The following is a 26,156-nucleotide window of genomic DNA, read 5'->3' on the forward strand; positions in this document are numbered from 1 at the left end:
GAAAGTTGTTTAGACATCTATTGACTTGAAGAAAGCTCCTGGGTTTAAGGGGCTTTTTTCTGGTGGGTTTTTTATGTGGTCTTGAATTCAGGAGGGATATCGGTATGACAACACAGGTTATCGGCCTAATCGGGGCTATGGACGAAGAAGTGGAATTGCTGCTCAGTCAACTGGAGAATAAAGAAACAGCAGTCCGTGCAGGGGTTACATATGCTTCAGGAACGATTCATGGCAAGAGAGTCGTTGTATGCAAGAGCGGGGTGGGTAAGGTGAATGCCGCGGTTACCACGCAAATCTTGATTGACACCTATGGCGTTTCCAAAATATTGTTTACCGGCGTAGCGGGTGCGCTGCATCCGGAGCTGAACATTGGCGATATCGTCATCTCTTCCTCCTGCATGCAGCACGATATGGACGTGACTCCGCTTGGTTTTGCGCGCGGGGTAATTCCGTATCAGGAAGTGTCCGATTTTCCCGCAGATCCGTCGTTGATCGAGCTGGCACAGGAAGCGTGCAAAGAGCAGGCGGTGAATCATTACGTCATCGGGAAGGTTCTGTCCGGCGACCAGTTCATTGCCAGCCGTGAAACGGTACGTACGCTCTACGAAGATCTGAACGGAGCTTGCGCGGAAATGGAAGGTTCTGCCGTTGCCCAGGTATGTTATATGAACAGTGTGCCTTATGTGGTGATCAGATCCATGTCGGATAAGGCAGACGGCTCTGCCCATGTCAACTTCCCTGAGTTTACAGTGAAAGCCTCCAAGCGTTCACACGAAATCGTGAACTACATGCTGGGCAAACTCTAGTAAAAACTTTGTGGATTTGGTAGGTATGCATTTCCAGTATGCGCCGGCATTCAAACAAACTCCCTTGAGCAAGCTCAGGGGAGTTTGTTTTTTTTTATTTATTTGATATCAACTTAATACATAAACCGCTGTCTGAAACGGATACGATCGAATTGTTCTTGTGACGAAAGCGGTACGTGCCGCCCGATTCTGACCATGAGACAGTTGGCGGGATGGGAGCAGATTTCAGGATCATCGGTTGCATACCACTCCATATCCACGATTTTCATTAACTGTTCCATCATTTTGCGGTAATCCCATACGTTAAGGCCGCTTCCTTTTAGATCCCAATGCCAGTAGTACTCGGTCGTAAACACGATGTAACGCTCCATCTGTTCTTCTTCAAATGCAGTCTTGATCATCTGCTGCCCAAGTCCCAGAGAACGGTAGTCTTTCGCTACCTCGATGGCACCAAGTTCAATCAAATCTTCCATATTGCCCTCAGACCAGCGTTCCTGCTCATCCGGGTGATGAAACGTTACATATCCAACGATCATATCTTGGTCTCTCGTGATGATGATTCTGCCTTCGGGCAGGCCTGCAATTTCCACCAATGCCTCATGCTGCTCCGCAGGACGACGAAAAGCCTTGAGATCAGGGTGCATGGTTAGTTCGGATAGTTGCTCGGGAGGTACAGGTCCTTCGATGATCAGGCGGCGGTCTTCAGGGAACAGAACATGAGACTGGTATACCTTGCAGTGTTCCATCCGTTACGCTCCTTTCAATTCCATACCCTACTTATAGCAAAAAAATAAAAAAATGAAAAGCAATGACAGGCAAACAAGAGCTATGATATAATCTTTTCGACATAAAATCTTCACATTTGTGTCGTACTTAACGATATGTTTCCTTGCGAATTCTAGGGGTTAATGACTCGATGACTGCGACAACGTGACGACCCACCGCAATGTGTAAAATGTATGTTTCATTCAATCATTTTGTAAGCGCTGTCCACTATGAGGAGACCGATTTGAGAATGAGGAGGATGTTATCATGAATCAAACGCATAGCGAAATATTGCCAAGTGAAGTTTCGCATTCCAATATGAAGAGTTACGAGCAGGCACGCTCCGAGTTTTCATGGGACGAAATCGAAAGACATTTTACTTGGTATGAGACGGGCAAAGTGAATATGGCGTATGAAGCTATTGATCGTCATGTAGCAGAGGGGCGAGGAGATAAGGTAGCTCTCCTGTACAGTGACGCCAATCGTGAGGAATCTATTACTTATGCGCAGCTGAAAGAGAAATCCGACAAGTTCGGTAATGTACTCCGCAAATATGGCGTTGGCAAAGGTGATCGGGTATTTATCTTTATGCCGCGCGGCCCTGAGCTCTATGCCGGTTTGCTGGGCATTCTGAAGGTTGGCGCCGTGGTCGGCCCATTGTTCGAGGCGTTTATGGAGACGGCTGTAAAGGACCGTCTGGAGGACAGTGGAGCTGTTGCACTGATTACGACGCCTGCACTGTTGTCGCGCGTGAAGCGGGATGAGCTGCCTGAGCTGAAGCATATTTTTGTCGTTGGAGAAGTTGAAGAAGAGGATCCGCGTCTAGTAAACTACCACGAGGAAGTAGAGGCTGCATCCAGCGAACTGGACATTGAATGGCTTGAGCGGGAAGATGGATTGATCATGCACTATACATCAGGCTCTACCGGGAAACCGAAGGGCGTGTATCACGTGCAGAATGCCATGATTCAGCATTATTATACGGGCAAGGTTGTATTGGATTTAAGGGAAGATGATATATATTGGTGCACAGCCGATCCGGGCTGGGTAACCGGTACGTCCTACGGTATTTTTGCTCCATGGTTGAACGGTGTCACCAATGTCATTCGCGGCGGCCGTTTCAGTCCGCAGGATTGGTACAGCACTTTGGTAAACAATAAGGTAACGGTATGGTACAGCGCTCCGACCGCATTCCGCATGCTGATGGGTGCGGGTTCCGAGCTTATCGACCAATATGATTTGAGCCATGTACGGCATATTTTATCCGTTGGCGAGCCTCTTAACCCCGAGGTAGTGCGTTGGGGACACAAGGCTTATAACCAGCGTATCCATGATACATGGTGGATGACGGAGACCGGCGGACAGCTGATCTGTAACTACCCGGGGATGGCGATCAAGCCAGGATCCATGGGACGACCGCTGCCGGGCATTACAGCCGCTATCCTGGATGATCAAGGGAAAGAAGTTCCTCCGTACACGATGGGCAACTTGGCAATCAAGACACCTTGGCCGTCCATGATGAGAGCGATCTGGAATAACGAGGCGAAGTATGAAGAATACTTCCGAATTCCGGGCTGGTACATTTCAGGTGATTCGGCCTATATGGATGAAGAAGGATACTTCTGGTTCCAGGGTAGAATAGACGACGTGATTAATTCGTCCGGTGAGCGAATCGGACCGTTCGAAGTCGAGAGCAAGCTGGTTGAGCATCCGGCTGTCGCTGAAGCAGGAGTGATCGGCAAGCCTGATGTAACCCGTGGCGAGATCATTAAGGCCTTTATCTCCTTACGTGAGGGGTATACACCTACTCAGGAGCTCAAGGATGAAATTTACCGTTTTGTGAAGGAAGGACTTTCCGCTCATGCAGCGCCTCGTGAAATTGAGTTTAAGGATAAACTTCCGAAGACGCGCTCCGGTAAGATCATGCGCCGTGTATTGAAAGCGTGGGAACTGGATCTTCCGACAGGCGATCTGTCCACGATTGAAGATTAAAACCATGATCAAGACAGGGCTGACTATGAAGATGGTGACCGCCATTTTCATAGTCAGTCTTTTTTCTTTTCTGTCGCAAGAAAAAGTACAGCTTAGCGTGGTCTGTCCTCTTGGAATTTCGTCGATAAACGTTTTTCTTTAGATATCGAAGAGTATAATCTTCGACATGGACTAACTGCAAGCATCTGCTTCAGCTAATAATAAAACCAGCCCTTCTAACAGATGATCTCTGTAGAGGGGCTGGCTTTTTAATATAATCATCTATTTTTTCTCAAAATATACGGCCGGTGAAGCGGCAGATTCACCGATTGGATTGACGGCAGTTACTCTAAAGGTACCGCCGATCGGGTTACCAGAGGAGTAGTAGAACTCCGTGCTCTTACTTGAGCCAAGAATCTGGTAATTGCCGTCACTGTTTGGACTGATGTAGATGTTGTAGACCATCACTTCTTCCACTGGAGCATTACCGCTCCAAGTGGCTTGAAAGCCCTCAGGGGTAGCTGCGAGGGTCGGCTGACCTGGTGCAGACGGTACGGTAGCAGCACCTTCATTCCCAAGTTCCAGGTCGATATTCGGATCTCCCTCAGTGACGCCGTCACCAGGATTTTCGATGTCGTCCGGATTCGTGCCGTTATCGCCTGGAACTTCGAATCCAGGTGCTGTGCCGCCCACAATTGCACTTGGCTCAGATGTTTTGCCGGCTACGTCAACGGCGACAACGTAATAGGAAGTAAACATTCCGTCAGCTCCAAGTCCCGAGAAGACAAGGCTCTCGTCGCCAAGCACGACTTGCCCTTGATGTGTAAACGGGCTGCCGTTAACGGACTTAAAGAGCCGGTATCCGACAACATCAGGAGATCCGCTGGCATTAAAGCTGATGGACCCGCTGCCCATCGAATAATGTACGTTTTTCGGTGGGGTAGGGGCTTTGCCGTCATCTGTTCTAGGATCGACCTTGCTCGGCATCCCTTTTTTCGCGTCCTGCGGGAGATAAGATTCCAGCGATCTCTTTTCACCTTTCATGACCTTCAGGGCGTTCTGGAGCTCCACAATCAGCTCATCAATAGGCTTTTCACGCTTGATTACGATTTGTTCTCTCAACATATCCAACGGCGTTGCTTCCTGTGGAATGTAATTTACACCCCGATAGGTGAGGTATTTTGCTTTTGCGATACCATCATCGCTTTCGGTAGGCACAAACTTCGCGTTGAACAGATCCGTTACGAATTTGTCCGTTAAGGAAGTCGGAAGCTTGCCGCTGTAAGCGGAAACCGTCTTGGACGTTATGCCTTCAGGCTTCTCGAACGTTTTGGTTGGAAACAGCTCCGGCTTAACGTCCGTCACTTCGTTCATGATTCTGGCCCAAATGGCCTGGGCGTGCTTGCGCTGGTCTCCAACGAGCGTATTTTTTTGTTCCTTATATCCGACCCATACGCCAAGCGTAACATCGGGCGAGTACCCCATGAACCAGACATCCCCGTAGTTCTGGGTGGAGCCGGTTTTACCGACGACCGGAACCTCATTGAATTTCTTGTACGTGTCCCTGACCTTGCTGGCTGTTCCGTTCGTGATGACGGTACGCAGCATATCCGTCATGAGATACGCGGTTTGTTCGGAGAACACCTGCTCCGGTCTCACTTCGTGTTTATAGACAATATTGCCTTTGGAATCCACGATTTTCTCAATCATGAAAGCGTCCGTGAATTTGCCTTGATTGCCGATGGAACTGTATGCATTCGTAAGCTCTTCCACTGTCACGCCGTAATGCAATCCCCCCAGTACACCGGTTGAAGCATTATAATCGTCTTTCTCCAAGGTCGTGATGCCCAGCTTCTTGGAAAACTCCCAGGCCTTCTCAATGCCGACCGTGTTGTTAAACAGCTTGAGTGCCACCGTATTGGTCGAATCGTTCAGCGCCTGTCTTGCGGTCATCAATCCTCTGTACCCGGCGTACGAGTTTTTAGGGATATGGAATACTTTGCTGTAGTCCTTTAAGATGATCGGTGAATCATCGACCACGCTGGCAGGCTGAATCGCTCCCGAATCGAGTGCCGGTAAATACGCAGCAATAGGTTTCATGGCAGATCCAGGTTGTCGTTTCATTTGTGTCGCGTAGTTCATTTGTTCTGTGTTAAAATCCCTGCCCTCAATCATACCGAGAATGGCGCCGGTTTTGTTGTCGATCATCATCGCGGCGGTTTGCTCCATTCCTTTTTCGGCGCTGTCAGGCAAGTAGTTGCTGTTATCCTCTGCGATCGAGCGCATGGTCTTGTATAATGTCCGGTCGATGGTGGTGTAAACACGGTAACCGCCGGTGCTGAGCTGAGCTCGGGAAGCATCCATCAGATCGGAGTTTGCTTGCGTGCCTTTAGCGTTCTCTTCGGCTTCCTCGCCCAGTTGCATCAGGATATTCGATGCTTGGCGTTCTACTTCCATCATGAGATAAGGATAAGTCACATAGGCCTTCTGCGTGCGAGGAGCAAGCGATTTTTTGATATCGAATGCCTTGGCCTCTTCATACTCGGCTTGCGTTATTTTACCTTCTTCCAGCATGCTTGCCAGCACGCGGTGTTGGCGGTTTATTGCCCGGTTGAATGATTTCTCGTCAAATTCCCCCTTGCCGTTGAAAGCAGAGTAGGAGGACGGCAGCTGCGGAAGACCTGCCAAATATGCAGCTTGGGCCACATTCAGATCATTCAGATTGTTGATGTTAAATATACCTCTTGCCGCAGCTTTGATCCCGAACAGTTGGTATCCGCTGGAACCGTTGCCGTAAGGAACCTTGTTCAGGTAGGCTGTTAAAATTTGGTCTTTACTCAAAAAGCGTTCCATCCGCATGGCAAGCAGCATTTCTTTTACCTTGCGGTTATCGGTTTTGTCGCGACTTAAAAAAGTGAGCCTGGCCAGCTGTTGTGTCAACGTGCTGCCGCCGGTTTGAACCGGCTCGTTCAGCACGCGTTCCTTCACGGCGCGAGCGGTACCTTTTATGTCAACACCCTTATGTGTATAAAAACGGTTGTCTTCTATGGATACGACGGCATCCTTAACAAGCTGGGGAATATCCTTGAATTCCACAGGTCGTCTGTCTTCTTCGGTTCTAAGCTGCCCGATCGGTGAGCCATCCGCGAAGTAGGCGAAGCCCGTTATGGCATTGTCGTTCACCGTATTCTCGATGAGAGCCCTGGATCTTACCGGCTCATTCTCAACGATAGAGGTCACGTAGCCAGCTACGGCTCCGCCGGCGAACAAAACGCCCATCAGACCTACCACAAAGAGCCATCCGATGACGGATCCGAGCACCCGCAGAAAGGACCGTTTACGCGGTTTCTTCTGTTTTTCAGGCTCTTGTTTTTTCTCCTCAACCATGAATGTATACTCCTCCTTTTAACGCACCTATTATAGCATAAATCGAAGGTTTTGAATCATGTGTCCCTATATAGCGTGTCCTTTTTTGAGGAAGATTGACTTTTTCGGAAAGCATATGGGGACTTTACGGGCAGGATTGGAGATCCAACAGGCAAATCCGAAACGCGTAAGCAATTGTCGGAAGAGGATGTGAGGCGGCATGCGGAAACGTACAAAAAACAAATATACAAGGTATTGGATCCTGAGAAAACGAAGGTGTACTACAATTCCGAGTGGCTTGCGCCGATGACTTTTGCCGAAGTGGTCAGCTTATCGGCAAAGGTTACGGTGGCACGGATGCTGGAGCGAGATGATTTTACAAAACGTTACCAGGGCGGACTTCCGATCAGCATCCATGAGTTTTTTTACCCGTTGATGCAGGGTATGGATTCCGTGGCGCTTAAGACCGATGTCGAGCTTGGGGGGACGGATCAGAAGTTTAACTTGCTGATGGGACGCACCCTGCAGAAGGAATATGGCTCAGAACCTCAGATTGCGATCACGATGCCGCTTATCGAAGGGCTGGACGGCTTACAGAAGATGAGTAAGAGCTTGGGCAATTACATCGGTATCGATGAAGAGCCGAATGAGATTTACGGTAAATCCATGTCCGTTCCGGATGAGCTCACGCTCAAATACTTCAGCTTGGCCACGGATATGGCCGGCGAGGAGGTAACCAGACTGGAGAAGGGGCTTCGGGACGGAAGCATTCATCCCCGGGATGCCAAGATGAGTCTCTCGCACACGCTCGTTCGCATGTATCATGGGAGGGAGGCTGCGGATGCTGCACAGCAACATTTTGTGACCGTCTTCCAGCGGAAGGCACTTCCTGAAACCATCGAGGATTACGTTGTACCGGGCGGAGAACTGGAGGATGGAAAGATTACGCTTATCAAACTGCTGACACTGCTCGGTTTTGCCGCTTCCAATGGTGAGGCCAGACGGAGCATCCAGCAGGGGGCCGTAAAATGGAATGGTGAGAAGTGCAGCGACATCTACGGTGAGATCGTTCCTCGGGATGGGGATGTGGTTCAACTGGGCAGGCGTAAATTTGCCAGATTGAAGCTTTTTTGAGGTTTTTGAAAATGCGGAGGATTCATAAAACGACTGTCGATGTCTTTCTCAGAAGACTGACCGCGCTTAGCTGTGATTTTTCTTGCGAGAAAGGGATAAAAAAACCTAAAGTTTATACCTCTAATCACATAAAAAAACCTGAAGGCCGAGGCCTTCAGGTTTTTTGGGTTCCGAGTTAATCTTAACGGTTGTAGAATTCGACGATTTGCTTCTCATCGATATCTTGGGAAAGTTCGGAACGTTCTGGAAGACGGATGTATTTCCCTTCCATTGCTGCTTCATCAAACTCGAGGTAAGCTGGAAGATGTACGCGGTTAGCCAAAGCTTCCTTGATGGAAGAGAGGCTGCGGCTTCTTTCACGAAGACCGATTACATCGCCTGTGCTTACAGCGTAAGAAGCGATATCGACTTTCTTGCCGTTCACAGTCACGTGACCGTGAGCTACCAATTGACGAGCACCCGCACGGGAGTTGCTGAAGCCAAGACGGTAAACCAGGTTGTCCAGACGGCTCTCAAGCAGGAACATAAAGTTCTCACCAGCGATACCTTTCATGCCAGTTGCTTTGTTAAACAGAGTTTTAAATTGCTTCTCGCCCAAGCCGTACATATGACGCAGCTTTTGCTTTTCTTGAAGCTGCATACCATAGTTGCTTACTTTTCTCCGTTGGTTAGGACCATGCTGACCTGGAGGGAAAGGGCGTTTAGCCAATTCTTTACCTGTACCGCTCAGGGAGATTCCCAGACGACGGCTTAATTTAAATTTAGGACCGGTGTAACGTGCCATGTTATATAGACTCCTTTTTAATTAAAGTTTCATTAGGGCTCTATTTGCGCCGTATTTGTTTGCTCTAACCGTAATCGCCGGAAGATCTGCCAGGAAAGTTCAGCCGCTGTCCTGTCAGTAACAAATAACGTGAGGGTGACACAACCCGCCCAAATTCATGGAATGCATTGCATTCTTACTCAACAATAAATATTATATGAAGTAATGATATAAAGTCAAGTTCAACCTGCAACTTACTATAACTTGGTTTTTGTCTAATTTTGTCGATAGGACCATGGACCTAAAATTATTGTGAAAAACGCATAAATTCTAATGCAAAAATGGGTAGAAAAGAGTAAGATGATATTGGATTAAGTAGTCTCATTTATCTAGTTACATATCGTAACATCTTTTGATGTATATCATCACCCTCCCAACATGTTGAACAGCTGGGTTACCGCCATTCATGCGGCAGCCAAAAGGATCCTTACATTATGAATCGGAACGCCAGTCTTGGATAGGCCTTTTATAATGGTGCAAAGGAGCGCCCAATATGTCAGAAGATCAACGGAAAGTGTATGAAAGCTCTCCCGGCGATGCAGTTACGTTTAATGATGCCGGGCCAATTCCCGGAAACGAGCCTCGTTTTTGGCTTCAGAGCTTGGATATTACACCTCATGATTTCCCTTATATTCAGCCTCTCATATCAGACAGCTATCTGGAGTGGCTAAGAGAAAGCACAGGCACACAGGCGATGAAGAGATTCAGCTGGGCCCTTCTTTCTCATGAGGGAGCTTGGCTGACAGGGGCGTCCGAAATAACGGAATACCTTAATGCAAGAGAAGATGAGACGTTATCGCTTGTTTTAAACTCCAAAGAAGCCGCCCAAGGGATGGGGAAAGGTTCGTTTGAGGGAAAAGTGCTGTGCGCTGTCCCGCTCTTCACTCGCATTCATGGTGATGTATTTGCGGTGATGGTCAGTGTTTCCTCGCATGCGATGGAGCCGGAACAGTCACTTATGCTGACAGAAACGTACGCGTTATTGTTTCGTTCCTGCTTCTATCGGAAGCTGGAATACGTATTTGCTGATGATCTGGAGAACGTTCACACTCAAGCTGAGCGTGAGGTGCACAGGCGTTCCATCATGTTTCAGTATGTAAAGCGGATGCATGTCCAGATTAATGTGGACAGTGTGCTGGTGGAGGCTATAGACAGTGTTCTGGCGCTGTATCCCAAGGCCAAAGTCGAATTGTTTATGTCTCAGGACCATGAGAGCGGACATCCGCTGGTGCGTCCCCTGCTGCTCCATCATTGGCAGAAAGAGGTTTATGTCCGCACATTTATGGAGGGTACCCTCACGATTCATGAACATGAGGAACCCGATTCGATCGTGGAAATCGGGATTCCCATGGGAGGCAAGCAGGGCGTTTATGGCGTGCTCCATGTGGAAGTGGACAAGTCTGAGCTGCCCGATATGGATCTGGAACTCCTCGGGATGATGGCCGATGCTGCGGGCACCGCGTTTGAGAATGCCAAATTGTACGAGCAGTCCAATCTGATGATTCATGAGCTCCGTATGATTAATGAACTGACACAGCGATTGAACAAAAGCTTGCATTTGGCGGAGATTTTCCAATTTGCCAACCATGAGCTGCTAAAGATTCTAGAGGCCGATTACTGCTGCATTTTGATTTATAACGAGGAGCTTGGCGGTCTTGAAGTGGTATCCTGTAACGCCGAGTGGCTTGCCAAAGAGGTCTTTGAGAAGGATTACGGTTTAGGCGGCCTAGTCTATCATTCCAAGGAGCCGCTCATCCTGTCAGACTATCACGAAGAACGTCCGGCGGAATCCCGGCTGATGGAGAGCACTCATTCCAGCTCGATGATTGCTACTCCGCTTACTGTAAACGGTGAGGTACGGGGCGTTGTCCTTCTCACCCATGCGAAGCGGCATTATTTTTCGTATGACAGCTATCGGTTGCTTCAAGCCCTGACAAGCCATATTGGTCTGGCTATCGGCAATGCCTTTTTGCATGCGGAAGTGAGAAGAATGGCAAACCGGGATATGCTGACTGAACTGTATGCGAGGCATTATCTTGATGAAATGATTCATGAATGTCAGAACCGTGATTTTTGCGGTTCTCTCATTGTGGTGGATATCGATGAATTCAAGCAGGTCAATGATACGTTCGGTCACCAGCGGGGGGACAAAATTTTGAAGCAGGTCAGCAGTATCGTGAAGACTACGATTCGTCACAGCGATATTCCGGCCCGTTGGGGCGGCGAGGAGCTTGCCGTGTATTTGCCGGGACTCGGCATTCAGCAGGCGATGCAGGTCGCCGAACGGATTCGCATAAGGGTATCGGAAGAGACCGATCCGCGCGTAACGGTATCCTGCGGAATTTCTGAATGGAACTGGACCAATGAGAAGATCAGCGTGGAGACCCTCTTTTATCGAGCGGATATGGCCCTGTACGAAGCGAAGAACGGCGGCCGCAACCGGATTGTCGTGGAGAGAGCCGAGGCTGAAATCGGATTGGATTAAATACCCTGCAGCTATTTAGTGGCTGCAGGGTTTTTTATATAATCTGCATAATGTGATGGGCCGCGGATAGCCTAAGAACAAGATCAACGAGGGGCTGATGATTATGAGAATGGGAAGATCACGGAGCGTCATCGGAATGGTTTTGTTCGTCTTTTGCTTAACCGGATGTGCCTGGCAGGAACAATTGTCTGCCGAAGAATCGTTTAACCGCGCCCTATCGGGGCTGTCCGGCATTGATAATTTCTCTTTTCGGGGAGAAGCGGCGATTCGGAGCGGAGAAAACGGACCGTTTCAGCAAAGTTTGGCATTTGAAGGCAATTTGCAGCATCATAAGGATCTGACACTATCATCAAGGGACAAGGGCACAACAATTCGTAGTGATAAGGTATCTGCGGATTCGGTATATAAATCGGATGGACTTACCGTGGCGCTGAAGCGCAAGGAAGGCAAGTGGAGCACGCTCTCTTCGGGACATGCCGAGGAATTGTGGATGACCCGCCTGAATCCGCTTGAACTGCTGGAGTATATCGGAAAGTCGGAGAAGACGGTAACCCAGGAGCTGGGGGCGGCAAGAGGAACCAAGGTGCTGCGCATTGAGTTGTCGCCGGAGGCGGCTGCCAATATGGTCTACGCATCGCTGGATGAGCAGATGAAGGCGCTGGCGGAGAGGATCGAACGCAAAGGAGATCCGCTGTACAGTGAAGATCCGAAGGTTCGTAAACAACTGAAGGCCGTGTGGGAGCGGGACTATACTGAAATGAAGAACATGTTGAGCAAGGCCGATACCGTTTCGGTCTCTCATGTAACCATTAATAAAAAAAAGCAACTTCCTACCAAACTGACTATGGAACGAACATTGTTTTTTGTAGACGAACAAGGCAGAACACGCACGGAAACACTGCTGTCCGATGTTACGTTTACCGGTTATTGAAGGAATAACCATGAAAATTTTTTTAACGATGAACGCTGACTTAGGGCTGTTCGCATGCTACAATAATTTATAAATTTACCACTGTTCAATTCATGTAGGGAACAGTCATCATAAGGAGGATATGACATATGCGTGATCCCAGAATTCAAAAACTGGCTCAAAATCTCGTGAACTATTCGGTAGATATGCAGCCAGGCGAAAATGTGCTCATCGAAATGATTGGATCGGAGCGCGATCTGCTGAATGCCATCATTGAGGAGGTTGCGAATCAAGGTGGCCGCCCGTTCGTGCAATTGACAGATCGTACGGTTCAACGTGCAATGCTGAAGAACGCAAATAAGGAGCAGCTTGAGCTGTGGGCTGAGCTGGATCTTGAGCGCATGAAGAAAATGGATTGTTACATCGGTATCCGCGCAGGCGAGAACGTCAACGATATGGCTGACGTGCCTGAGGAAAACATGAAGCTGTACAATGCCCTTTACTCGCACCCCGTACATAGCGAAGAGCGTGTCAAGCGTACGAAATGGGTGGTTCTCCGCTATCCGAACGCCAGCATGGCGCAGCTTGCCAACACAAGCACGGAGGCATTTGAGGATTTCTACTTCGATGTGTGTAATCTGGATTACTCCAAAATGGACCGCGCCCAGGATCCTTTGGCCGAGCTGATGAGAAATACCGACAAGGTTCGCATTGTGGGACCGGGAACGGATCTCAGCTTCTCGATCAAAAACATCGGCGCGGAGAAATGCTCCGGTCAGAAAAACATTCCGGATGGCGAGGTGTACACAGCGCCTGTTCGTGATTCGGTTAACGGAACGATCTCATACAATACACCGACCCTGTACAATGGCGTAACCTTCGAGAATATTAAATTCCGCTTTGAAAACGGAAAAATTGTTGAAGCAACCGGCAGCGACACGAAACGTTTGAACGAGATTTTGGATTCGGATGAAGGTGCAAGATATATCGGCGAGTTTGCCATCGGCTTCAACCCGTACATTTTGACACCGATGAAAGATATTCTGTTTGATGAGAAAATCGCCGGAAGCCTGCATTTTACGCCAGGTCAAGCATATGATGTAACAGACAACGGCAATCGCTCCTCGATTCACTGGGATCTCGTTTTGATCCAGCGTCCGGAGTACGGCGGCGGGGAAATCTACTTTGACGATCGCCTGATTCGCAAGGATGGTATATTTGTTATTCCAGAGCTGGCAGCGTTAAATCCGGAAAATCTTAAATAGATTGGAAAAAATGTTGCATAAGAAAACGGATTCAATGTATCATGAAGGTGCAGTGATGAGCTTTATTCAGATCCTAAAGTTACGGAGGGATTCGTATGTCCAATAACAATCAATCTATCGTAGAAATTTCGCAAACCGCTAGCCAGTTCTCATCCTCCATCGTTTTGCAGGCGGAGAACAAGTACATTGATGTTAAGAGCATCTTGGGTCTGTTCACAACGCTTGTCAACAGCCAAAGCTACGAACTGCATGTACACGGACCTGATGCTGATGCAGCTAAAAAAGCAATGATCGACGTATTCACCAAGCATGGTTTGAATGTATCCGTCGTGGCTGAATAACAGTCGCCAAAAACACCCTTCCATAGAATGGAAGGGTGTTTTTTCGTAGAGAAAGGGTCTATTTTGTTCAGGTCCTTGTATTGAGAAACGATTTCGACTAATATTAAAGATAGTAACTGTGCTGTGATTTTTGACATAGGGGGGAAGATCATGACTTCATCTGATTTACAGGAACAGCTGAATCTCAAAGCGATCAGTCTTCTTCATGAAGATGCAGATAAAATCCTAAAGCTTATTGAAGTACAGATGGAGAATCTGGCGACCCGTTATTGCCCTCTCTATGAGGAAGTGCTGGATACCCAAATGTACGGTTTTTCAAAAGAGGTTGATTTCGCGGTGCGGGCCGGGCTTCTTCCGGAAAGTACGGGAAAGCAGCTGATCAGCAAGCTTGAACGCAATCTGGCGGTCCTGTACGAAGCCATGAATCAATCCAAATAGCCTGTACTTGTACAGGCGCATACATAGAGAAACGCATGTCGCACTCAGGCGGCATGCGTTTTTTTCACTTGTGGATCCTACATCATGTATACAGCTGTGTGAGCTGAGCGTTCCTTACTTTAGACGAGAAAGAAGGAGACGCCCAGTATGACGTAAACGGCGAGCAGCAGCAGGCCTTCATACCAGTTGGAGGCACCGTCCTGCGTGATGGATCTGGCAATGAATACGGCGACACCGATAGCAACCAGCTCCAGCGTGGTAAACACGAGATCCATCGTATCTCCGAGGAAGAAGCTGATGAACACGAGCACGGGAGCAACAAACAGGGCGATCTGCAGGCTGCTGCCGACGGCAATTTCAACGGCGGCGCCGATTTTGTTCTTCATGGCAAGCATGATGGCTGCACTGTGCTCGGCGGCGTTACCGATAATCGCGACCAGGAATGCCCCGATAAACAGCTCGCTGAGGCCATACTCGTGACTGATGGGCTCAAGCACCCCGACAAGCCATTCGCTGACAAACGCAACCATCACGGTGGCGACAACAAGGTATAGAATCGAGCGTTTCTTGGACCAGGTGGGACCGTGCTCATGCGGCAGCGCATCCTGGTCGTGATCGTCGCTGACATCTGCCAAGTAATTTTTGTGGGTGATCATCGAGAATCCAAGCCATGCGATGTAGGCCACGATCAGAATTCCCGCCACAATGAGGCTGAGCGTCTTGGTCTCACTCTCCGTAATAGAGTGGGTATTGAGAAAGACAGCAGGGATAAAGAGCGCGATAATGGCCAGCGTCATCAGGGATCCGTTCAGGCCTGCCAGCGTCACGTTGTATTTCTGGATTTTAAATTTGAGGCCCCCGGCAAACAAGCTGAGCCCGAGGACGAGCAGCAGGTTGCCGATAATGGAGCCGGTGATGCTTGCCTTGACCATATCGTACAAGCCTTCCTTGATCAGCAGGATAGCAATGATCAGCTCCGCCGCGTTACCGAAGGTGGCGTTCAGGAAACCCCCGAGCCGTTGACCGGCGTAATGCGCAACGCTTTCGGTTGCTTTGCCGAGAAAACCGGCGACAAAAATAACCGAGATGGAAGACAGAATGAATTGGAGTGTGAAGTTCCAATTTGCAAAGTGGCCCAGCGCGCTAAGCAAAAAAGTGAAGATGAGAAGCGCGGGATTTAGCCATTTTTTCATAACCGACACCTACCTTATGGTTTATGTACTGATGAGTCCGCGCGAGTGGAATCGACGATTCTCGTATCGCTTTCTACAATATACCCAAATTTTTCGAAAAATTATCCCTCTTTTCTGAAGGGAGCATTTGCTTTTTAGGTCCGTTACCATTTACAATAACGGATAATGAGGTGAAGGAGGATATGGCATGACGGAACAACTTCAACTGGATAACGGTTTGATTCGAATATCGGATGATGTCGTCTCGAAAATTGCCGGATTGGCTGCCTTGGAAACCCCAGGTATTGCAGCAATGTCCGGTGGATTGTCCGAGGGCTGGGCTAAGCGGCTGAGCGGCAAAAATGTGCAAAAGGGTGTTACCGTAGAAGTAGGTCAGCTGGAAGCGGCGATCGACCTGCGGATTATCGTGCTCTATGAGACACCAATACATGAAGTGTGCCGCATGCTTCAACAGAATGTCCGCGAAGCTGTCGAAAGCATGACAGGGCTTCGTGTGGTTGAGGTCAACGTGAAGGTCGAAGGCGTAGCGTTTAAAGACGATGAAATCGACGATATTCAGCTTCGAACCAAATAAGACGAACCATAGGGGGATCGTTCCCCGCTGATGATGAAAAAAATCGAGAAAAAAGACTACACGGTTGCCCGGTAGTCTTTTTTAATTACGGATTTAACCTGCTCCTCTTTCATCGGACGGTTGCTGTCCCGGGATATGCTAAGCACGATGCCCATGCTCAGCATCATGACCAGCAGCGAGGATCCGCCATAACTGATGAAAGGGAGGGTAACGCCCGTAATCGGAATGGTATTGGTCACCCCGCCGATATTGATGAAGGCCTGGATGGCGATCAGTCCCATGATGCCGACGCCGGTCAAGGTTCCGAAAGGATCCGAGCAGCGAAGCGACACAATGATCCCTCGCAGGATAAAGTATAAGTAGAGCAAGAGGAATATCGCGGTTCCGATAAAACCGAATTCTTCGCCAATGACCGAAAAGATAAAGTCGTTGTAAGGATTCGGCAGGTAATGCAGCTTCTGCACGCTCTCCCCGTAACCGGCCCCAGTGACACCGCCCTGGCCTATGGCAATCAGCGATTGGACCAGATTGTAGCCCGTGTCCGACTCATCGTGGAACGGGTCCATGAAAGCCTCGATCCGGCCCATCTTGTAGTTCTTGGATGCCTGCTCCTGATCTCCGCTGGAGTTAAAGAGTGATCCGACCCCCAGTGTGAGCACCAGGCCAAGCGCGACAAGCGAGATACACCCGAGGATATGCTTGAGGCTGGCGCCGCCGGCATAGATCAGCAGCCCGCTGGTAGCCACGAGGATGAAGCAGGACCCCAAGTCCGGCTGAAGCATGATCAGGCCCGCTACAATCCCTACAATAATGAGTACGGGGAAGAAACCGCCCTTCCATTGACGGATTCGTTCCCCTTTTTTGGTGATCAGCGCTGCCAGATAGACAATGGTCGCTATTTTGGCCAGTTCGGTCGGCTGGATGCCGAATTTCCCCAGGTTAAACCAGCTTGTGGCTCCGTTGGTTGCGGAACCGATGATCACCACAAGAATCAGCAGCATCAGGGTTAGAAAAAACACCGGTATGAATAGCTTCTTGTACTTCTTATAGTTGATGTTCATGGCAACAAACATAACCAACGTGCCTAGGACGGCAAACGCGGCTTGCCGCTTCGTAAAATGCAGCGGGTCGTTATTGAATTTTTCATTGAAAACGGCCAAGCTGGAGCTGGAACTGAACACCATGATCAGTCCGAATCCCACTAACAGCAAGGTAAGGATCAGCAGTTGAAAATCAGGCGTCCCTCTCTTCGGCTGAGGTTTGGTCGTATTCATAATGTTCGACCTTACGCTTCCAGAAGAGCTTTGAGCTCTTGAAGCTTCTTGGTGGCCACATTCATAACGGGCTGTGGAGCCATGGATTCATATTCGAGTCCATGCGGGAACGTGGCTTTACCCAGGTATACCGCTTCGATTTTGAGGATGGCGTCCGGTTTTTCGAGCTTGCCTTCAACAGCGCGGGTGTTAATGCGCAGGAAATATTCAGCCTGATTCTTTTTATCTTCGATTTTCAAGTCATATGTAGCGCGGTAGTATTCCCACTGCCAACGAATGAAGCCTACTTTCTCGGCACATTCATCGAGGTAAGCTAAATCGCTGTGCAATCCGTCCAAGCCTGTATTTTCGAAAATCATGTGGTCGTAACCCCCTTAATAGTCCTTGCAAAGTTCTTTAATATGATAGTATGTTTCAGGAACTTGTGCAAGCCTGTACCGCCCGTCACGCTTCAATTGAGACCTTTTATCCAGGGTGAGATTTTGATAACGACAGGCATTCTTCTTTTCTGCTAAAATAAAAGAAAGTGAAAACGCTGTGAAATGTACGCTTTCCATCCTGGTGGTTATATATTCATAGGACCTCAATTCAAGCGAAGGGTGGATATGGCCGATGAATCGCGTCGTTTACCGCACGGATTATTATGTAGTGGAAGAGAACGGGCAGAAGGAAATTGTCGTCATGGACCAGATTCCGGAATCGGCAGCGGTTGTGGCCGTTCATCAAGGGTGCCTGCTCCTGGTATGCCAGCACCGGGAAGCGGTGGATGAAATCACCTGGGAGCTTCCCGGCGGAACGGTGAAACCTGGTGAGGAACGGAAGCTTGCCGTGAAGCGGGAGCTTGAAGAAGAGGCAGGCGTACTGTGCAAGGACCTGTCCTACATGGGCAGTGCCTATCCGATGGCTTCTCTGGCCAACCGGAACGTTCATTTTTATTTCACCGACGATTTGAAGGTGTCCGGGAGACAAGAGTCGAATCAAGATGAGGACGAGGATGTTAGAGCTGTGTGGGTCCCGCTCAGGGATGTGTATCGCAAGATCAAGGAAGGCGGCCGAATGGATGCCATGGTTGGGCACGGGCTGCTGCTGAGCAAGCTTTACGGATTTCTTGCGATCGATTGAGCCGCATATCGCGGGGGAGGATGATGGAACTTGATGAAGGAAGCATTTTGGGAACAATGGTATCCACGGATGGTGGAGTGGCGGCGTCATTTACATATGCATCCGGAACTTTCGTTCCAGGAGAAGGAAACTTCGACGTTTATAGCAGCCCGGCTGCAGGAGCTTGGTCTGGAGGTCAAGACCGATGTGGGCGGGCATGGAGTGATAGGAATTCTAAGAGGGGATAAACCCGGCAAGACCGTTGTGCTGCGGTCCGACATGGATGCGCTGCCGATTGAAGACGGCAAGAGCTGCGAGTACAAATCCCGGGTGCAAGGCGTGATGCACGCTTGCGGGCATGACGGGCATGCCTCCATGCTGCTGGGGGCCGCAGCATACTACAGCACGTACCCGGAAGAAGTCCAGGGCGAGCTTCGTTTTATGTTCCAGCCGGCGGAGGAAGTCTGTCCCGGCGGAGCGATCGAGATGATCAAGGATGGAGCGCTTGACGGAGCCGACGTCGTATATGGTCTCCACTTATGGACGCCGTTTCCAGTAGGTACCGCAGCGAGCGCGCCGGGTCCGCTGATGGCGGCGGCGGATGAGTTTTTCATTGATATTACAGGGCGCGGAGGACATGGCGGTATGCCGCATGTGACGGCCGACGCCCTGGTAGCAGGGGCAGCGCTGGTCATGCAGCTCCAGACCATTGTAAGCCGCACGGTAGATCCACTGCAGCCTGCCGTGGTTACGGTAGGCACGATGCAAGCCGGCACGGCGCAAAACGTGATTGCTTCCTCTTGCCGGATCACGGGAACGGTACGCACCTTTGACGAATCTACCCGGACGCTGATCCGGGAGCGGATCGAGCATATGACCCGGACGGTTTCGGAAACCTACGGCACGAAGGCCGCGGTCCGATATCTCGTCGGTTATCCGCCTGTAGTGAATGATGAGACCGAAACCGCGCGGTTTTTTCGTACGGCACCTAAAGTCTTCGAAGCGGACCAGGTGAAGGTCTCGCCCAAATTGATGCCGGCAGAGGATTTTGCTTATTACTTGAAGGAAATTCCGGGCTGCTTCATTTTCGTTGGAGCCGGTAACCCGAACAAGGGGGCAATCTATCCGCATCATCATCCGATGTTCGACTTTGATGAAGACGCCATGCGTTATGGGGCGAAGCTGCTGGTTGAGATGGTGTCGAGCTATCAGAATGGGGACTAGACTTTAAGAAAATCGCAATCCTAGCGCATGAACGCTCGTAATTTGGAAATCCTATTGATCATAGGGGAAGTTCAGATCCATGAATATGGATGTGGGCTTCTTTTTTTTAAGGGATAAGAGCGTATCGACTTCAGAGGCATCCCATCCTATCTCGCAAGAAATTCGGGTCTGTCTTCTGAGAAAGGTCGTTGATATGCGTATTTCTTAACCCAGGCCATGAAAAATAGAGAACCAAAGGTTACGAGGAGGGAATAGGGTGCATAACAAGCCATGCATCGTCCAGCGGGATCGGACCATATTGCTGGAAACCGCTCATGCGGATGCTGAGGCCGCACGTGAACAACTGGCCCAGTATGCGGATTTGATCAAAAGTCCTACGTCTTTTCATACATATCGACTGACCCCGTTATCCTTATGGAACGCCGCTGCCGGAGGAATGACGGCTGAGGCGATTTGTTCGAGCCTTCAGTCGCTGTCACGTTGGGACGTGCCGGCTGCCCTGCTGGAAGAGGTTTTCCAGCTCGTTGGGCGTTACGGACAGCTGTCGCTGCTCCCGCATCCAACGCTTGCTCGTTCATTGCTGCTGCATAGCAATGGGGAAGCCCTGATGCAGGAGCTCACGTCCAAGCGTTCCCTGATGGAAATCGGCGTTCGGTGGATTTCGGCAAACGAAGCAGAGGTGCCCTCAGACCGCCGCGGCGTATTAAAGCAGGAGCTGACCCGGCTTGGTTATCCTGTGCTGGACCAGGCGGGATATTTGGACGGGCAATATCTGAATATCCTTTGGCGAGGCGAAACACCGCGCCCGGAGAGAGACGAGGATTCAAACGGCGGCTCAAATGATCCGAGATTCAAGCTGCGCGACTATCAGCAGAAGGCTGCCGAATCCTTTCGGGATGTCGGCGGTGAAGGCGGCAACGGGGTGCTTGTCCTGCCTTGCGGTGCAGGGAAAACGGTGATTGGCATCGCTGCCATGCGCGATCTGCAGTGCGAGACCCTGATTCTCACCTCCAACACAACGTCTGTAAGGCAGTGGATCGCCGAGCTGCTGCAGAAAACCACGCTGTCCGCGGAGGAGATCGGTGAATACTCCGGTCAGCGCAAAGAGGTGAGGCCAGTAACGGTCGCCACCTATCAAATCTTGACCCACCGTCAGGGTAAGGGGGATGAACAGCAGCATATGAAGCTGTTTAATGAGCGTCGCTGGGGCTTAATCATCTATGATGAGGTCCATCTTCTCCCCGCCCCGGTATTCCGTGCGACGGCCGATATTCAAGCGACCCGCAGGCTTGGACTGACCGCCACCTTGGTTCGCGAGGATGGAAGGGAGCATGACGTGTTCTCGCTGATCGGTCCCAAACGGTATGAAATGCCGTGGAAAAAGCTGGAGGAGCAGGGCTGGATTGCTTCGGTGGACTGTACGGAGATTAAGGTGCCGCTGCCGGATGAGATCAGAGAAGCGTGCAAGAAGGCTGGCAAAAGGGAGCAGTATCGGCTGGCGGCCGAGAATCCCTCCAAGCTCCGCGTGATCCGGCAGCTCGTGGATCTCCACAAGGATGCACAGACGCTGATCATTGGTCAATACCTGGATCAGCTTCATGCCATTGCCGAGGAACTGCAGGCCCCTCTCATTACGGGGCAGATGACGCAGGATCAGCGCAATGAATGGTATAAGGCTTTCCGGGAAGGAGCCGTCCGTGTACTTGTCGTTTCAAAAGTGGCTAACTTCGCGGTTGACCTGCCCGATGCTTCCGTTGCGATCGAGGTTTCGGGCAGCTACGGCTCGCGGCAGGAGGAGGCGCAGCGCCTCGGACGCTTGCTGCGCCCGAAGCAAGGGGAGAATCGGGCTTATTTCTATGCATTGGTGACGGAGGACAGCCGGGAGGAGATGTTTGCGATCCGGCGCCAGCTGTTCCTGATCGAGCAGGGGTATGAATATCACGCGTTTCAAGCGAAGCACCCGGCCTCCCTTGACCTCATGGCGATGCGGCATACGAATCGCTTGCAGATCCCTGACGGAAAGGAGGCCTCGTGGAGATGATGGAACAGCAGGACGTGACGGAAGCCATAGGTTTAGATCGGCTTCTTCTGAAGGAGCGGTCGGTCCTACAGCATATCTGGACCCGCTTTGCCGGGCAGAGATTTAATGACGACAAACTTCGCTCGCTGCGCGTTCGGCGCCTAAGCGGCGTGGAAGTACAACTTGCCTTCTTATCCTTGAGGCAGCAGCGGTGGGTTCAAGCGGTAAAACAGGGCTGGGGCGAGAGGCTCTATTTCATTCCCTTTGATAAGCTTCAGATTCTTCAGGAGGCCTTTGGCGATCTTGAGGCTGGTTCCGTTCCCGCTGCTGCCGTGAAGCTGCAGCAAGAGGGAAGAAGCGGCATAGCAGTCGATATGTTCAATGTTCTCGTATATATGGCCAAGAACCGCGTGACAATGACCAGTAAAGGGGTTCTGCATAAGAAGTTTATTCAGAAACTGGGGAGCGTGGTCGGACTAACGCCATCCGATGTCGAGGGGCTCGCTCTCCAATATGAACATGCTGATGTTTACCCACCGCATATTGCGATCGTATTGGATCTGCTGTTTTCGTTGGAGCTGGTCGCCCTGGAGCAAGGGGAGCTTAAGCTGAACAGGACTGCATTGCGCCATTGGCTCGCACTCTCGCGCGAAGCGATGGACCGACTGGTTCTTTTGCGCATGATGCAGCGCTATGTTCCGGGTTCGGCCGAGTATCAGCATTTCACATGGCGGATTTGTCACTCATCACGGATCGGCGGGATGTGGTATTATGCTCAGCACTTGTCGGCAAACGACAAGGCTCCCCTGAAAGGGGAGCCTCTTAGCGGAAGGGCATTGTCCGCGGAGGATGCAGCTTCATGGCTCCGTTTATTGACCGGCTGCGGTTACACCGATCTTGGCATGGATCACGATGGTCAATTACTGTTCCGGTGGCGTATGGATCCCTGCTCCTTGTTGAGTGGAAGCGGCCAGGATAACACCGGATCTTCGGGGCTGTTTATTCAGCCGGATTTTGATATATTGATTCCGCCTGACGTGCCTTATACAGTCAAATTTACGGCTGCTTGCTGCACGGAGCGTTTCTCGGATGACGTAATGACGGTCTATCGTCTAACCAGGGATTCGGTATTTCAGGCGGCGATAGCAGGAATGGGGCCGGAAGCGATCACGGCATTTTTCACGGAGCATGCAGCCGCGGGAATTCCCGAGAACGTGCACGCCGCTTTGCGTCAGTGGGGCAAGGAGTTTGAGAGCGCGGGGAAGAATGAGCCTTTACGTTATACCGGTGCAGTTCCGAATGATAAAACGGCAATCGGGGCCGGTGATGAAGGAGATAACCGTTACGCTTCACCGGGTTATCCCGGCAGCGCTTCCTGCGGATTAATTCGCCCTGCGCGCAGCGAGCTTGCTCTTGAATTGGACGACAGCCTTCCGGATAAAGCGTCAATCGTTCCGGATTTGAACCGGATTCCCATCATGTGGACACGGGATTGGCGTTCTTATCACGGTTCGACGGCCAAGCAAATGATGGAGCAGGCGCTTGAATTGTCAGCCAAATTAGAAATAGCGGTCGACGGCAGCCGGATGGAGTTTATTCCATTTCAGCTCGAGCGGCAGCCATGGAAAATTTCGGGAGCGTTATACGATCCGGATTCCGATTCCGATTCCGAAATGACGGGAACCGTGGTGCAGTTGGGTGAAGGGGAATGGAGGGAAATGCGGCTTGTGATTCCGTAAAAGCGTATGAATTCCCCCTTCTTAAGATACGAGCGTTATGCTATGATGAAAGAGCCCACGAACAAAGCGTGGGCCAAACTAATAGAAAAGCGGGATGAGTTCATGAGCGTATCGGAAATAAACACGGTCGATATGGCCGAGGTGCTCACCTATGCCTATGAAATAGGCGACATGATTAATGCTTCCGTCGAAGTGGCGGATTATCTATATTGGAAGCAGGCAGTTGAGGGTGACCCTACGATTCAGGCTTTGATCAGAAAGCTTGATTCCAAAAAAGAACTGTTCGAAGAGACTCAGCGGTTCGGTCACTTTCACCCGAATTACCATTCGGCCAAGGATGAAGTAGCCGCAGTGGAAGCGGAGCTTGAGGCTTTCGAGCCTGTAGCCCGATTCAAGCAGGCGGAGAAGAATCTGGACGATCTGCTGCATTCGATGTCGGAGAAGATTGCTTTTTCGGTTTCGGAGAGCATCAAGGTTCCGGGCAACGATCCTCTTCCCAAGAAGGGGTGCGGCAGCGGCGGAGCTTGTTCGTGCGGATAATAGGCATAGACTAGAGATAGAGACGAAAGTGAGGCGAGGAGCTTAGGATGTTGGCTGAACGGACCGGTTTTATTATATGGGTCAGCGATGTAAAGGCGGCAAGGAATCTGGAGAAATACGGCAGCGTGCACTATATATCACGCCGCATGCACTATGTTGTCATGTACGTCAATGCTGACCGCGCCGAGGAAACAATGAAGAACATCCGGAGATTGTCCTACGTTCGTAAGATCGAGCGCTCCTACCGGAATGAGATAAAGACGGAATACAGCAGCAAAGGGCCGGATAAAGCGAAGTTTTACGGTCCTTAGCATGACGTGCCTGTCGAGAATCTAACGCAAATCGCATAAGTTAGCGAAAAGAGCGTAAAGCGGCCCCCGCAGGGGCCGCTTTTTTTAAGATACCGGAAAGTATTAAATTCGAGCATGTGTATATCCTCATAAAGTTTATTACGGATGGATGGCGATAGATTGGCATAAATCAGAAACTTGTTTGATAAAATAGTATAAGTAAGGTACAATTTACATTTTAATCAAACCCATCATTCCAGGCAGCACCTCCGTGCACAGGATACAACTAGAGATATTTCTAAATTTTCGGTGATTGTTCACAAGAAGCGAGGTTTCAATCTTGTGAATGCCAGTGGAATGATGTAATATGTTGGGTATATATACATAGATACAAAGACCCATTTGGTGGAGAGTGATATTCCATGCGCGACAAAGGGACTGAGCGGTGGAGCACCTATGAGCCGTTTTATATTACGTTAAATGATAAAAAGGTAGCCGACATCGTCATTACCAATCATGCAAAGAGCCGTTATACGGACCGGGTTCAAGGCAATGACACATCCCATGAGGAAATCGGGACTTGGATGTGGGAGTGCCTGAAGCAGGACCGGATCGTGCCCTATTACCGCAACGAACAGGATGTCTATCTGATTGACGACGACCTGGTTGTTGTGGCGGAGTTTTCGGAGCTGGAGCATGAACGTGATCTGATTGGCAATCCGCTGCATCGGATGATTATTGTAACTTTTTTGGGACGTATGTCAGAAACCATTGAGCTTCGAGACCTGAAGTCGTATTACTCATGGCTTCGCCATTCACGTCGTATGACACTGATTAAGAACAGCCGTAAACGTAAATAAAGAAATAGAGTCATCATATGGCATGCGAGCGTAAGCGCGGATGTCTTTTTTGTATGCTCAGCCGTGATCCGGTACAATGATAAAAACAAAAGAGGCAGCGAGAGGGGAACCGATGCTATGAACTTTCATCAGCTACATATATTTTATACGGTAGCAGAGCGCGGGAGTTTTTCCGCTGCTGCCCAGGCGCTTCATATGAGCCAGCCGGCCGTAACGATGCAGGTGCAATCGCTGGAGGAGTATTTTGGGACAAAACTCCTCATTCGTTCCACCAAGCGCATGGAATTGTCCGAGGCCGGAAGGACGCTGCTTCCTTTTGCCCGCAAGAGCCTGGAGCTGTCACAGGAAACGGACGCGGCGATGGCGGCTTTCTCGAATAAGCTTCAGGGAAGGCTGCAACTGGGGGCAAGCCTGACCATTGGGGAGTACGTGCTGCCCCGATTGCTGGGGCCCTTCGGCCGGGAATATCCGGATATATCCATCATGCTTAAAGTGATGAACACCACGCAGATTCTCGAGGAAATCGCTGGCCATCAATTGAATTTTGGGCTGATTGAGGCACCTGTGGAGCATCCGGATATGGTCCTGGATTCGGTCATGGAGGATGAGCTGAAACTGATCGTTCCCTCCGGCCATCCTTTAGCAACAAGGGAGGATGCAATATATTTGGAGGATGTGCTGAAGTATCCGTTTGTGCTTCGCGAGAAGGGGTCTGGCACACGGAAGGTGATGGAGGATGTGCTGATGGAGCGGGGGTACGATCCGGAAAGCATCCAAACGGTGATGGAGCTTGGGAGTACGGGAGCGGTGAAATCGGCGGTAGAGGAAGGGCTCGGCATTACGATGCTGTCGACCTCAACGGTCAAGCATGAAACCGCGCTCGGGTTAGTCAAAATGATCGATATTGCGGATGCCTCGTTTAAACGTAACTTTTATTCCATTCAGTTACGGTCGGCGCTGCTGCCGATGTCGGCAATGACGTTTTTGGCCTATTTAAGGGAACGCCAGCGAACCCAGCGATAAAGTACACCCGCACT

General features: G+C 50.2%; 22 protein-coding genes and 1 pseudogene. 17 read left to right on the forward strand and 6 right to left on the reverse strand.

The features are described from left to right. The first annotated feature begins 104 nt into the window (after positions 1-104). Positions 105-806 carry a 5'-methylthioadenosine/adenosylhomocysteine nucleosidase gene (locus PAEVO_RS02160; RefSeq protein WP_100536076.1) on the forward strand — a complete coding sequence of 234 codons (702 nt, stop codon included), beginning with the start codon at positions 105-107 and terminating at the stop codon, positions 804-806. Positions 807-919: 113 nt separating this feature from the next. Here PAEVO_RS02160 and PAEVO_RS02165 read toward each other — a convergent pair whose 3' ends face one another. Continuing rightward, positions 920-1,552 (reverse strand): GNAT family N-acetyltransferase, encoded by a 633-nt coding sequence (locus PAEVO_RS02165; RefSeq protein ID WP_100536077.1) that lies wholly within the window; start codon positions 1,550-1,552, stop codon positions 920-922. A gap of 286 nt (positions 1,553-1,838) precedes the next feature. Here PAEVO_RS02165 and acsA point away from each other — a divergent pair, with 286 nt between their 5' ends. Then, positions 1,839-3,563: an acetate--CoA ligase gene (gene acsA, locus PAEVO_RS02170; protein ID WP_100536078.1), complete on the forward strand. Its 1,725-nt coding sequence runs from the start codon at positions 1,839-1,841 to the stop codon at positions 3,561-3,563. 261 nt (positions 3,564-3,824) lie between these two features. Here the strand turns inward: acsA and PAEVO_RS02175 are convergent, their stop codons facing one another. Next, complete coding sequence (locus PAEVO_RS02175; RefSeq protein WP_100536079.1) at positions 3,825-6,929, reverse strand: transglycosylase domain-containing protein; 3,105 nt, start codon at positions 6,927-6,929, stop codon at positions 3,825-3,827. 117 nt (positions 6,930-7,046) lie between these two features. Here PAEVO_RS02175 and tyrS point away from each other — a divergent pair. Next, positions 7,047-8,042, forward strand: a pseudogene (tyrS, locus tag PAEVO_RS02180) (tyrosine--tRNA ligase); the annotation flags it as partial. A gap of 181 nt (positions 8,043-8,223) precedes the next feature. Here the strand turns inward: tyrS and rpsD are convergent. After that, positions 8,224-8,826: a 30S ribosomal protein S4 gene (gene rpsD / locus PAEVO_RS02185; protein WP_100536080.1), complete on the reverse strand. Its 603-nt coding sequence runs from the start codon at positions 8,824-8,826 to the stop codon at positions 8,224-8,226. Positions 8,827-9,358: 532 nt separating this feature from the next. Between rpsD and PAEVO_RS02190 the strand changes: the two genes are divergently transcribed. From PAEVO_RS02190 to PAEVO_RS02210, 5 genes are all read left to right on the forward strand, one after another. Further along, on the forward strand, positions 9,359-11,350 hold the full coding sequence (locus PAEVO_RS02190) for a sensor domain-containing diguanylate cyclase (RefSeq protein ID WP_100536081.1): 1,992 nt from the start codon (positions 9,359-9,361) through the stop codon (positions 11,348-11,350). Between the two features lie 103 nt (positions 11,351-11,453). Continuing rightward, the gene (locus tag PAEVO_RS02195) at positions 11,454-12,281 is read left to right on the forward strand and encodes a hypothetical protein (RefSeq protein WP_243390613.1); all 828 of its coding nucleotides are present in this window, start codon (positions 11,454-11,456) and stop codon (positions 12,279-12,281) included. A gap of 128 nt (positions 12,282-12,409) precedes the next feature. Continuing rightward, a complete protein-coding gene (locus PAEVO_RS02200; protein WP_100536083.1) occupies positions 12,410-13,525 on the forward strand; it encodes an aminopeptidase in 1,116 nt (371 codons plus the stop codon). A gap of 95 nt (positions 13,526-13,620) precedes the next feature. Continuing rightward, complete coding sequence (locus PAEVO_RS02205; protein ID WP_071223684.1) at positions 13,621-13,866, forward strand: HPr family phosphocarrier protein; 246 nt, start codon at positions 13,621-13,623, stop codon at positions 13,864-13,866. A gap of 150 nt (positions 13,867-14,016) precedes the next feature. Next, entirely contained in the window at positions 14,017-14,304 is a 288-nt protein-coding gene (locus tag PAEVO_RS02210) for an Fpa/YlaN family protein (RefSeq protein WP_009589686.1), read from the forward strand. 119 nt (positions 14,305-14,423) lie between these two features. On the opposite strand, the gene cax is transcribed toward PAEVO_RS02210, so the two are convergent. Then, positions 14,424-15,497 (reverse strand): calcium/proton exchanger, encoded by a 1,074-nt coding sequence (gene cax, locus PAEVO_RS02215; protein WP_100536084.1) that lies wholly within the window; start codon positions 15,495-15,497, stop codon positions 14,424-14,426. A gap of 187 nt (positions 15,498-15,684) precedes the next feature. Here cax and PAEVO_RS02220 point away from each other — a divergent pair, with 187 nt between their 5' ends. Next, positions 15,685-16,071, forward strand: a complete 387-nt coding sequence (locus PAEVO_RS02220; protein ID WP_100536085.1) for an Asp23/Gls24 family envelope stress response protein — start codon at positions 15,685-15,687, stop codon at positions 16,069-16,071. A gap of 56 nt (positions 16,072-16,127) precedes the next feature. Here the strand turns inward: PAEVO_RS02220 and ftsW are convergent, their stop codons facing one another. Together ftsW and PAEVO_RS02230 are read right to left on the reverse strand one after the other, a co-directional pair. Further along, the gene (gene ftsW, locus PAEVO_RS02225) at positions 16,128-17,345 is read right to left on the reverse strand and encodes a putative lipid II flippase FtsW (protein WP_100536086.1); all 1,218 of its coding nucleotides are present in this window, start codon (positions 17,343-17,345) and stop codon (positions 16,128-16,130) included. 11 nt (positions 17,346-17,356) lie between these two features. Continuing rightward, positions 17,357-17,704: a YugN family protein gene (locus PAEVO_RS02230; RefSeq protein ID WP_100536087.1), complete on the reverse strand. Its 348-nt coding sequence runs from the start codon at positions 17,702-17,704 to the stop codon at positions 17,357-17,359. A 253-nt stretch (positions 17,705-17,957) separates the two neighbouring features. Here PAEVO_RS02230 and PAEVO_RS02235 point away from each other — a divergent pair, with 253 nt between their 5' ends. From PAEVO_RS02235 to PAEVO_RS02270, 8 genes are all read left to right on the forward strand, one after another. After that, complete coding sequence (locus PAEVO_RS02235; protein WP_100536088.1) at positions 17,958-18,467, forward strand: NUDIX hydrolase; 510 nt, start codon at positions 17,958-17,960, stop codon at positions 18,465-18,467. Between the two features lie 33 nt (positions 18,468-18,500). Continuing rightward, complete coding sequence (locus PAEVO_RS02240; protein WP_100536089.1) at positions 18,501-19,670, forward strand: M20 family metallopeptidase; 1,170 nt, start codon at positions 18,501-18,503, stop codon at positions 19,668-19,670. A 256-nt stretch (positions 19,671-19,926) separates the two neighbouring features. Next, complete coding sequence (locus tag PAEVO_RS02245) at positions 19,927-21,711, forward strand: DNA repair helicase XPB (protein WP_100536090.1); 1,785 nt, start codon at positions 19,927-19,929, stop codon at positions 21,709-21,711. Then, entirely contained in the window at positions 21,708-23,429 is a 1,722-nt protein-coding gene (locus tag PAEVO_RS02250) for a helicase-associated domain-containing protein (RefSeq protein ID WP_100536091.1), read from the forward strand. Before PAEVO_RS02245 ends, PAEVO_RS02250 begins: the two co-directional genes overlap by 4 nt. 102 nt (positions 23,430-23,531) lie before the next feature. Continuing rightward, on the forward strand, positions 23,532-23,969 hold the full coding sequence (locus PAEVO_RS02255) for a YlbF/YmcA family competence regulator (RefSeq protein ID WP_100539297.1): 438 nt from the start codon (positions 23,532-23,534) through the stop codon (positions 23,967-23,969). A gap of 47 nt (positions 23,970-24,016) precedes the next feature. Next, positions 24,017-24,280, forward strand: a complete 264-nt coding sequence (locus tag PAEVO_RS02260) for a YlbG family protein (protein WP_006209210.1) — start codon at positions 24,017-24,019, stop codon at positions 24,278-24,280. A gap of 401 nt (positions 24,281-24,681) precedes the next feature. Then, the gene (locus tag PAEVO_RS02265) at positions 24,682-25,119 is read left to right on the forward strand and encodes a hypothetical protein (protein ID WP_071223691.1); all 438 of its coding nucleotides are present in this window, start codon (positions 24,682-24,684) and stop codon (positions 25,117-25,119) included. A 117-nt stretch (positions 25,120-25,236) separates the two neighbouring features. Then, a complete protein-coding gene (locus PAEVO_RS02270; RefSeq protein WP_100536092.1) occupies positions 25,237-26,142 on the forward strand; it encodes a selenium metabolism-associated LysR family transcriptional regulator in 906 nt (301 codons plus the stop codon). The last annotated feature ends 14 nt before the right edge of the window (positions 26,143-26,156 follow it).

The organism is Paenibacillus sp. GM2FR (assembly GCF_002803325.1).
In the GTDB taxonomy this organism is placed as follows: domain Bacteria; phylum Bacillota; class Bacilli; order Paenibacillales; family Paenibacillaceae; genus Paenibacillus_AQ; species Paenibacillus_AQ lautus.

What these genes read in the sequence shown, in the direction of transcription:
- PAEVO_RS02190 (WP_100536081.1), top strand. Translation starts at nt 9,359, where the DNA reads ATGTCAGAAGATCAACGGAAAGTGTATGAAAGCTCTCCCGGCGATGCA.
- PAEVO_RS02230 (WP_100536087.1), bottom strand. Translation starts at nt 17,704, where the DNA reads ATGATTTTCGAAAATACAGGCTTGGACGGATTGCACAGCGATTTAGCT.
- PAEVO_RS02265 (WP_071223691.1), top strand. Translation starts at nt 24,682, where the DNA reads ATGCGCGACAAAGGGACTGAGCGGTGGAGCACCTATGAGCCGTTTTAT.
- cax (WP_100536084.1), bottom strand. Translation starts at nt 15,497, where the DNA reads ATGAAAAAATGGCTAAATCCCGCGCTTCTCATCTTCACTTTTTTGCTT.
- PAEVO_RS02255 (WP_100539297.1), top strand. Translation starts at nt 23,532, where the DNA reads ATGAGCGTATCGGAAATAAACACGGTCGATATGGCCGAGGTGCTCACC.
- PAEVO_RS02235 (WP_100536088.1), top strand. Translation starts at nt 17,958, where the DNA reads ATGAATCGCGTCGTTTACCGCACGGATTATTATGTAGTGGAAGAGAAC.
- PAEVO_RS02240 (WP_100536089.1), top strand. Translation starts at nt 18,501, where the DNA reads ATGAAGGAAGCATTTTGGGAACAATGGTATCCACGGATGGTGGAGTGG.
- ftsW (WP_100536086.1), bottom strand. Translation starts at nt 17,345, where the DNA reads ATGAATACGACCAAACCTCAGCCGAAGAGAGGGACGCCTGATTTTCAA.
- PAEVO_RS02205 (WP_071223684.1), top strand. Translation starts at nt 13,621, where the DNA reads ATGTCCAATAACAATCAATCTATCGTAGAAATTTCGCAAACCGCTAGC.
- acsA (WP_100536078.1), top strand. Translation starts at nt 1,839, where the DNA reads ATGAATCAAACGCATAGCGAAATATTGCCAAGTGAAGTTTCGCATTCC.
- PAEVO_RS02175 (WP_100536079.1), bottom strand. Translation starts at nt 6,929, where the DNA reads ATGGTTGAGGAGAAAAAACAAGAGCCTGAAAAACAGAAGAAACCGCGT.
- rpsD (WP_100536080.1), bottom strand. Translation starts at nt 8,826, where the DNA reads ATGGCACGTTACACCGGTCCTAAATTTAAATTAAGCCGTCGTCTGGGA.
- PAEVO_RS02260 (WP_006209210.1), top strand. Translation starts at nt 24,017, where the DNA reads ATGTTGGCTGAACGGACCGGTTTTATTATATGGGTCAGCGATGTAAAG.
- PAEVO_RS02165 (WP_100536077.1), bottom strand. Translation starts at nt 1,552, where the DNA reads ATGGAACACTGCAAGGTATACCAGTCTCATGTTCTGTTCCCTGAAGAC.
- PAEVO_RS02200 (WP_100536083.1), top strand. Translation starts at nt 12,410, where the DNA reads ATGCGTGATCCCAGAATTCAAAAACTGGCTCAAAATCTCGTGAACTAT.
- PAEVO_RS02195 (WP_243390613.1), top strand. Translation starts at nt 11,454, where the DNA reads ATGAGAATGGGAAGATCACGGAGCGTCATCGGAATGGTTTTGTTCGTC.
- PAEVO_RS02220 (WP_100536085.1), top strand. Translation starts at nt 15,685, where the DNA reads ATGACGGAACAACTTCAACTGGATAACGGTTTGATTCGAATATCGGAT.
- PAEVO_RS02270 (WP_100536092.1), top strand. Translation starts at nt 25,237, where the DNA reads ATGAACTTTCATCAGCTACATATATTTTATACGGTAGCAGAGCGCGGG.
- PAEVO_RS02250 (WP_100536091.1), top strand. Translation starts at nt 21,708, where the DNA reads ATGATGGAACAGCAGGACGTGACGGAAGCCATAGGTTTAGATCGGCTT.
- PAEVO_RS02160 (WP_100536076.1), top strand. Translation starts at nt 105, where the DNA reads ATGACAACACAGGTTATCGGCCTAATCGGGGCTATGGACGAAGAAGTG.
- PAEVO_RS02210 (WP_009589686.1), top strand. Translation starts at nt 14,017, where the DNA reads ATGACTTCATCTGATTTACAGGAACAGCTGAATCTCAAAGCGATCAGT.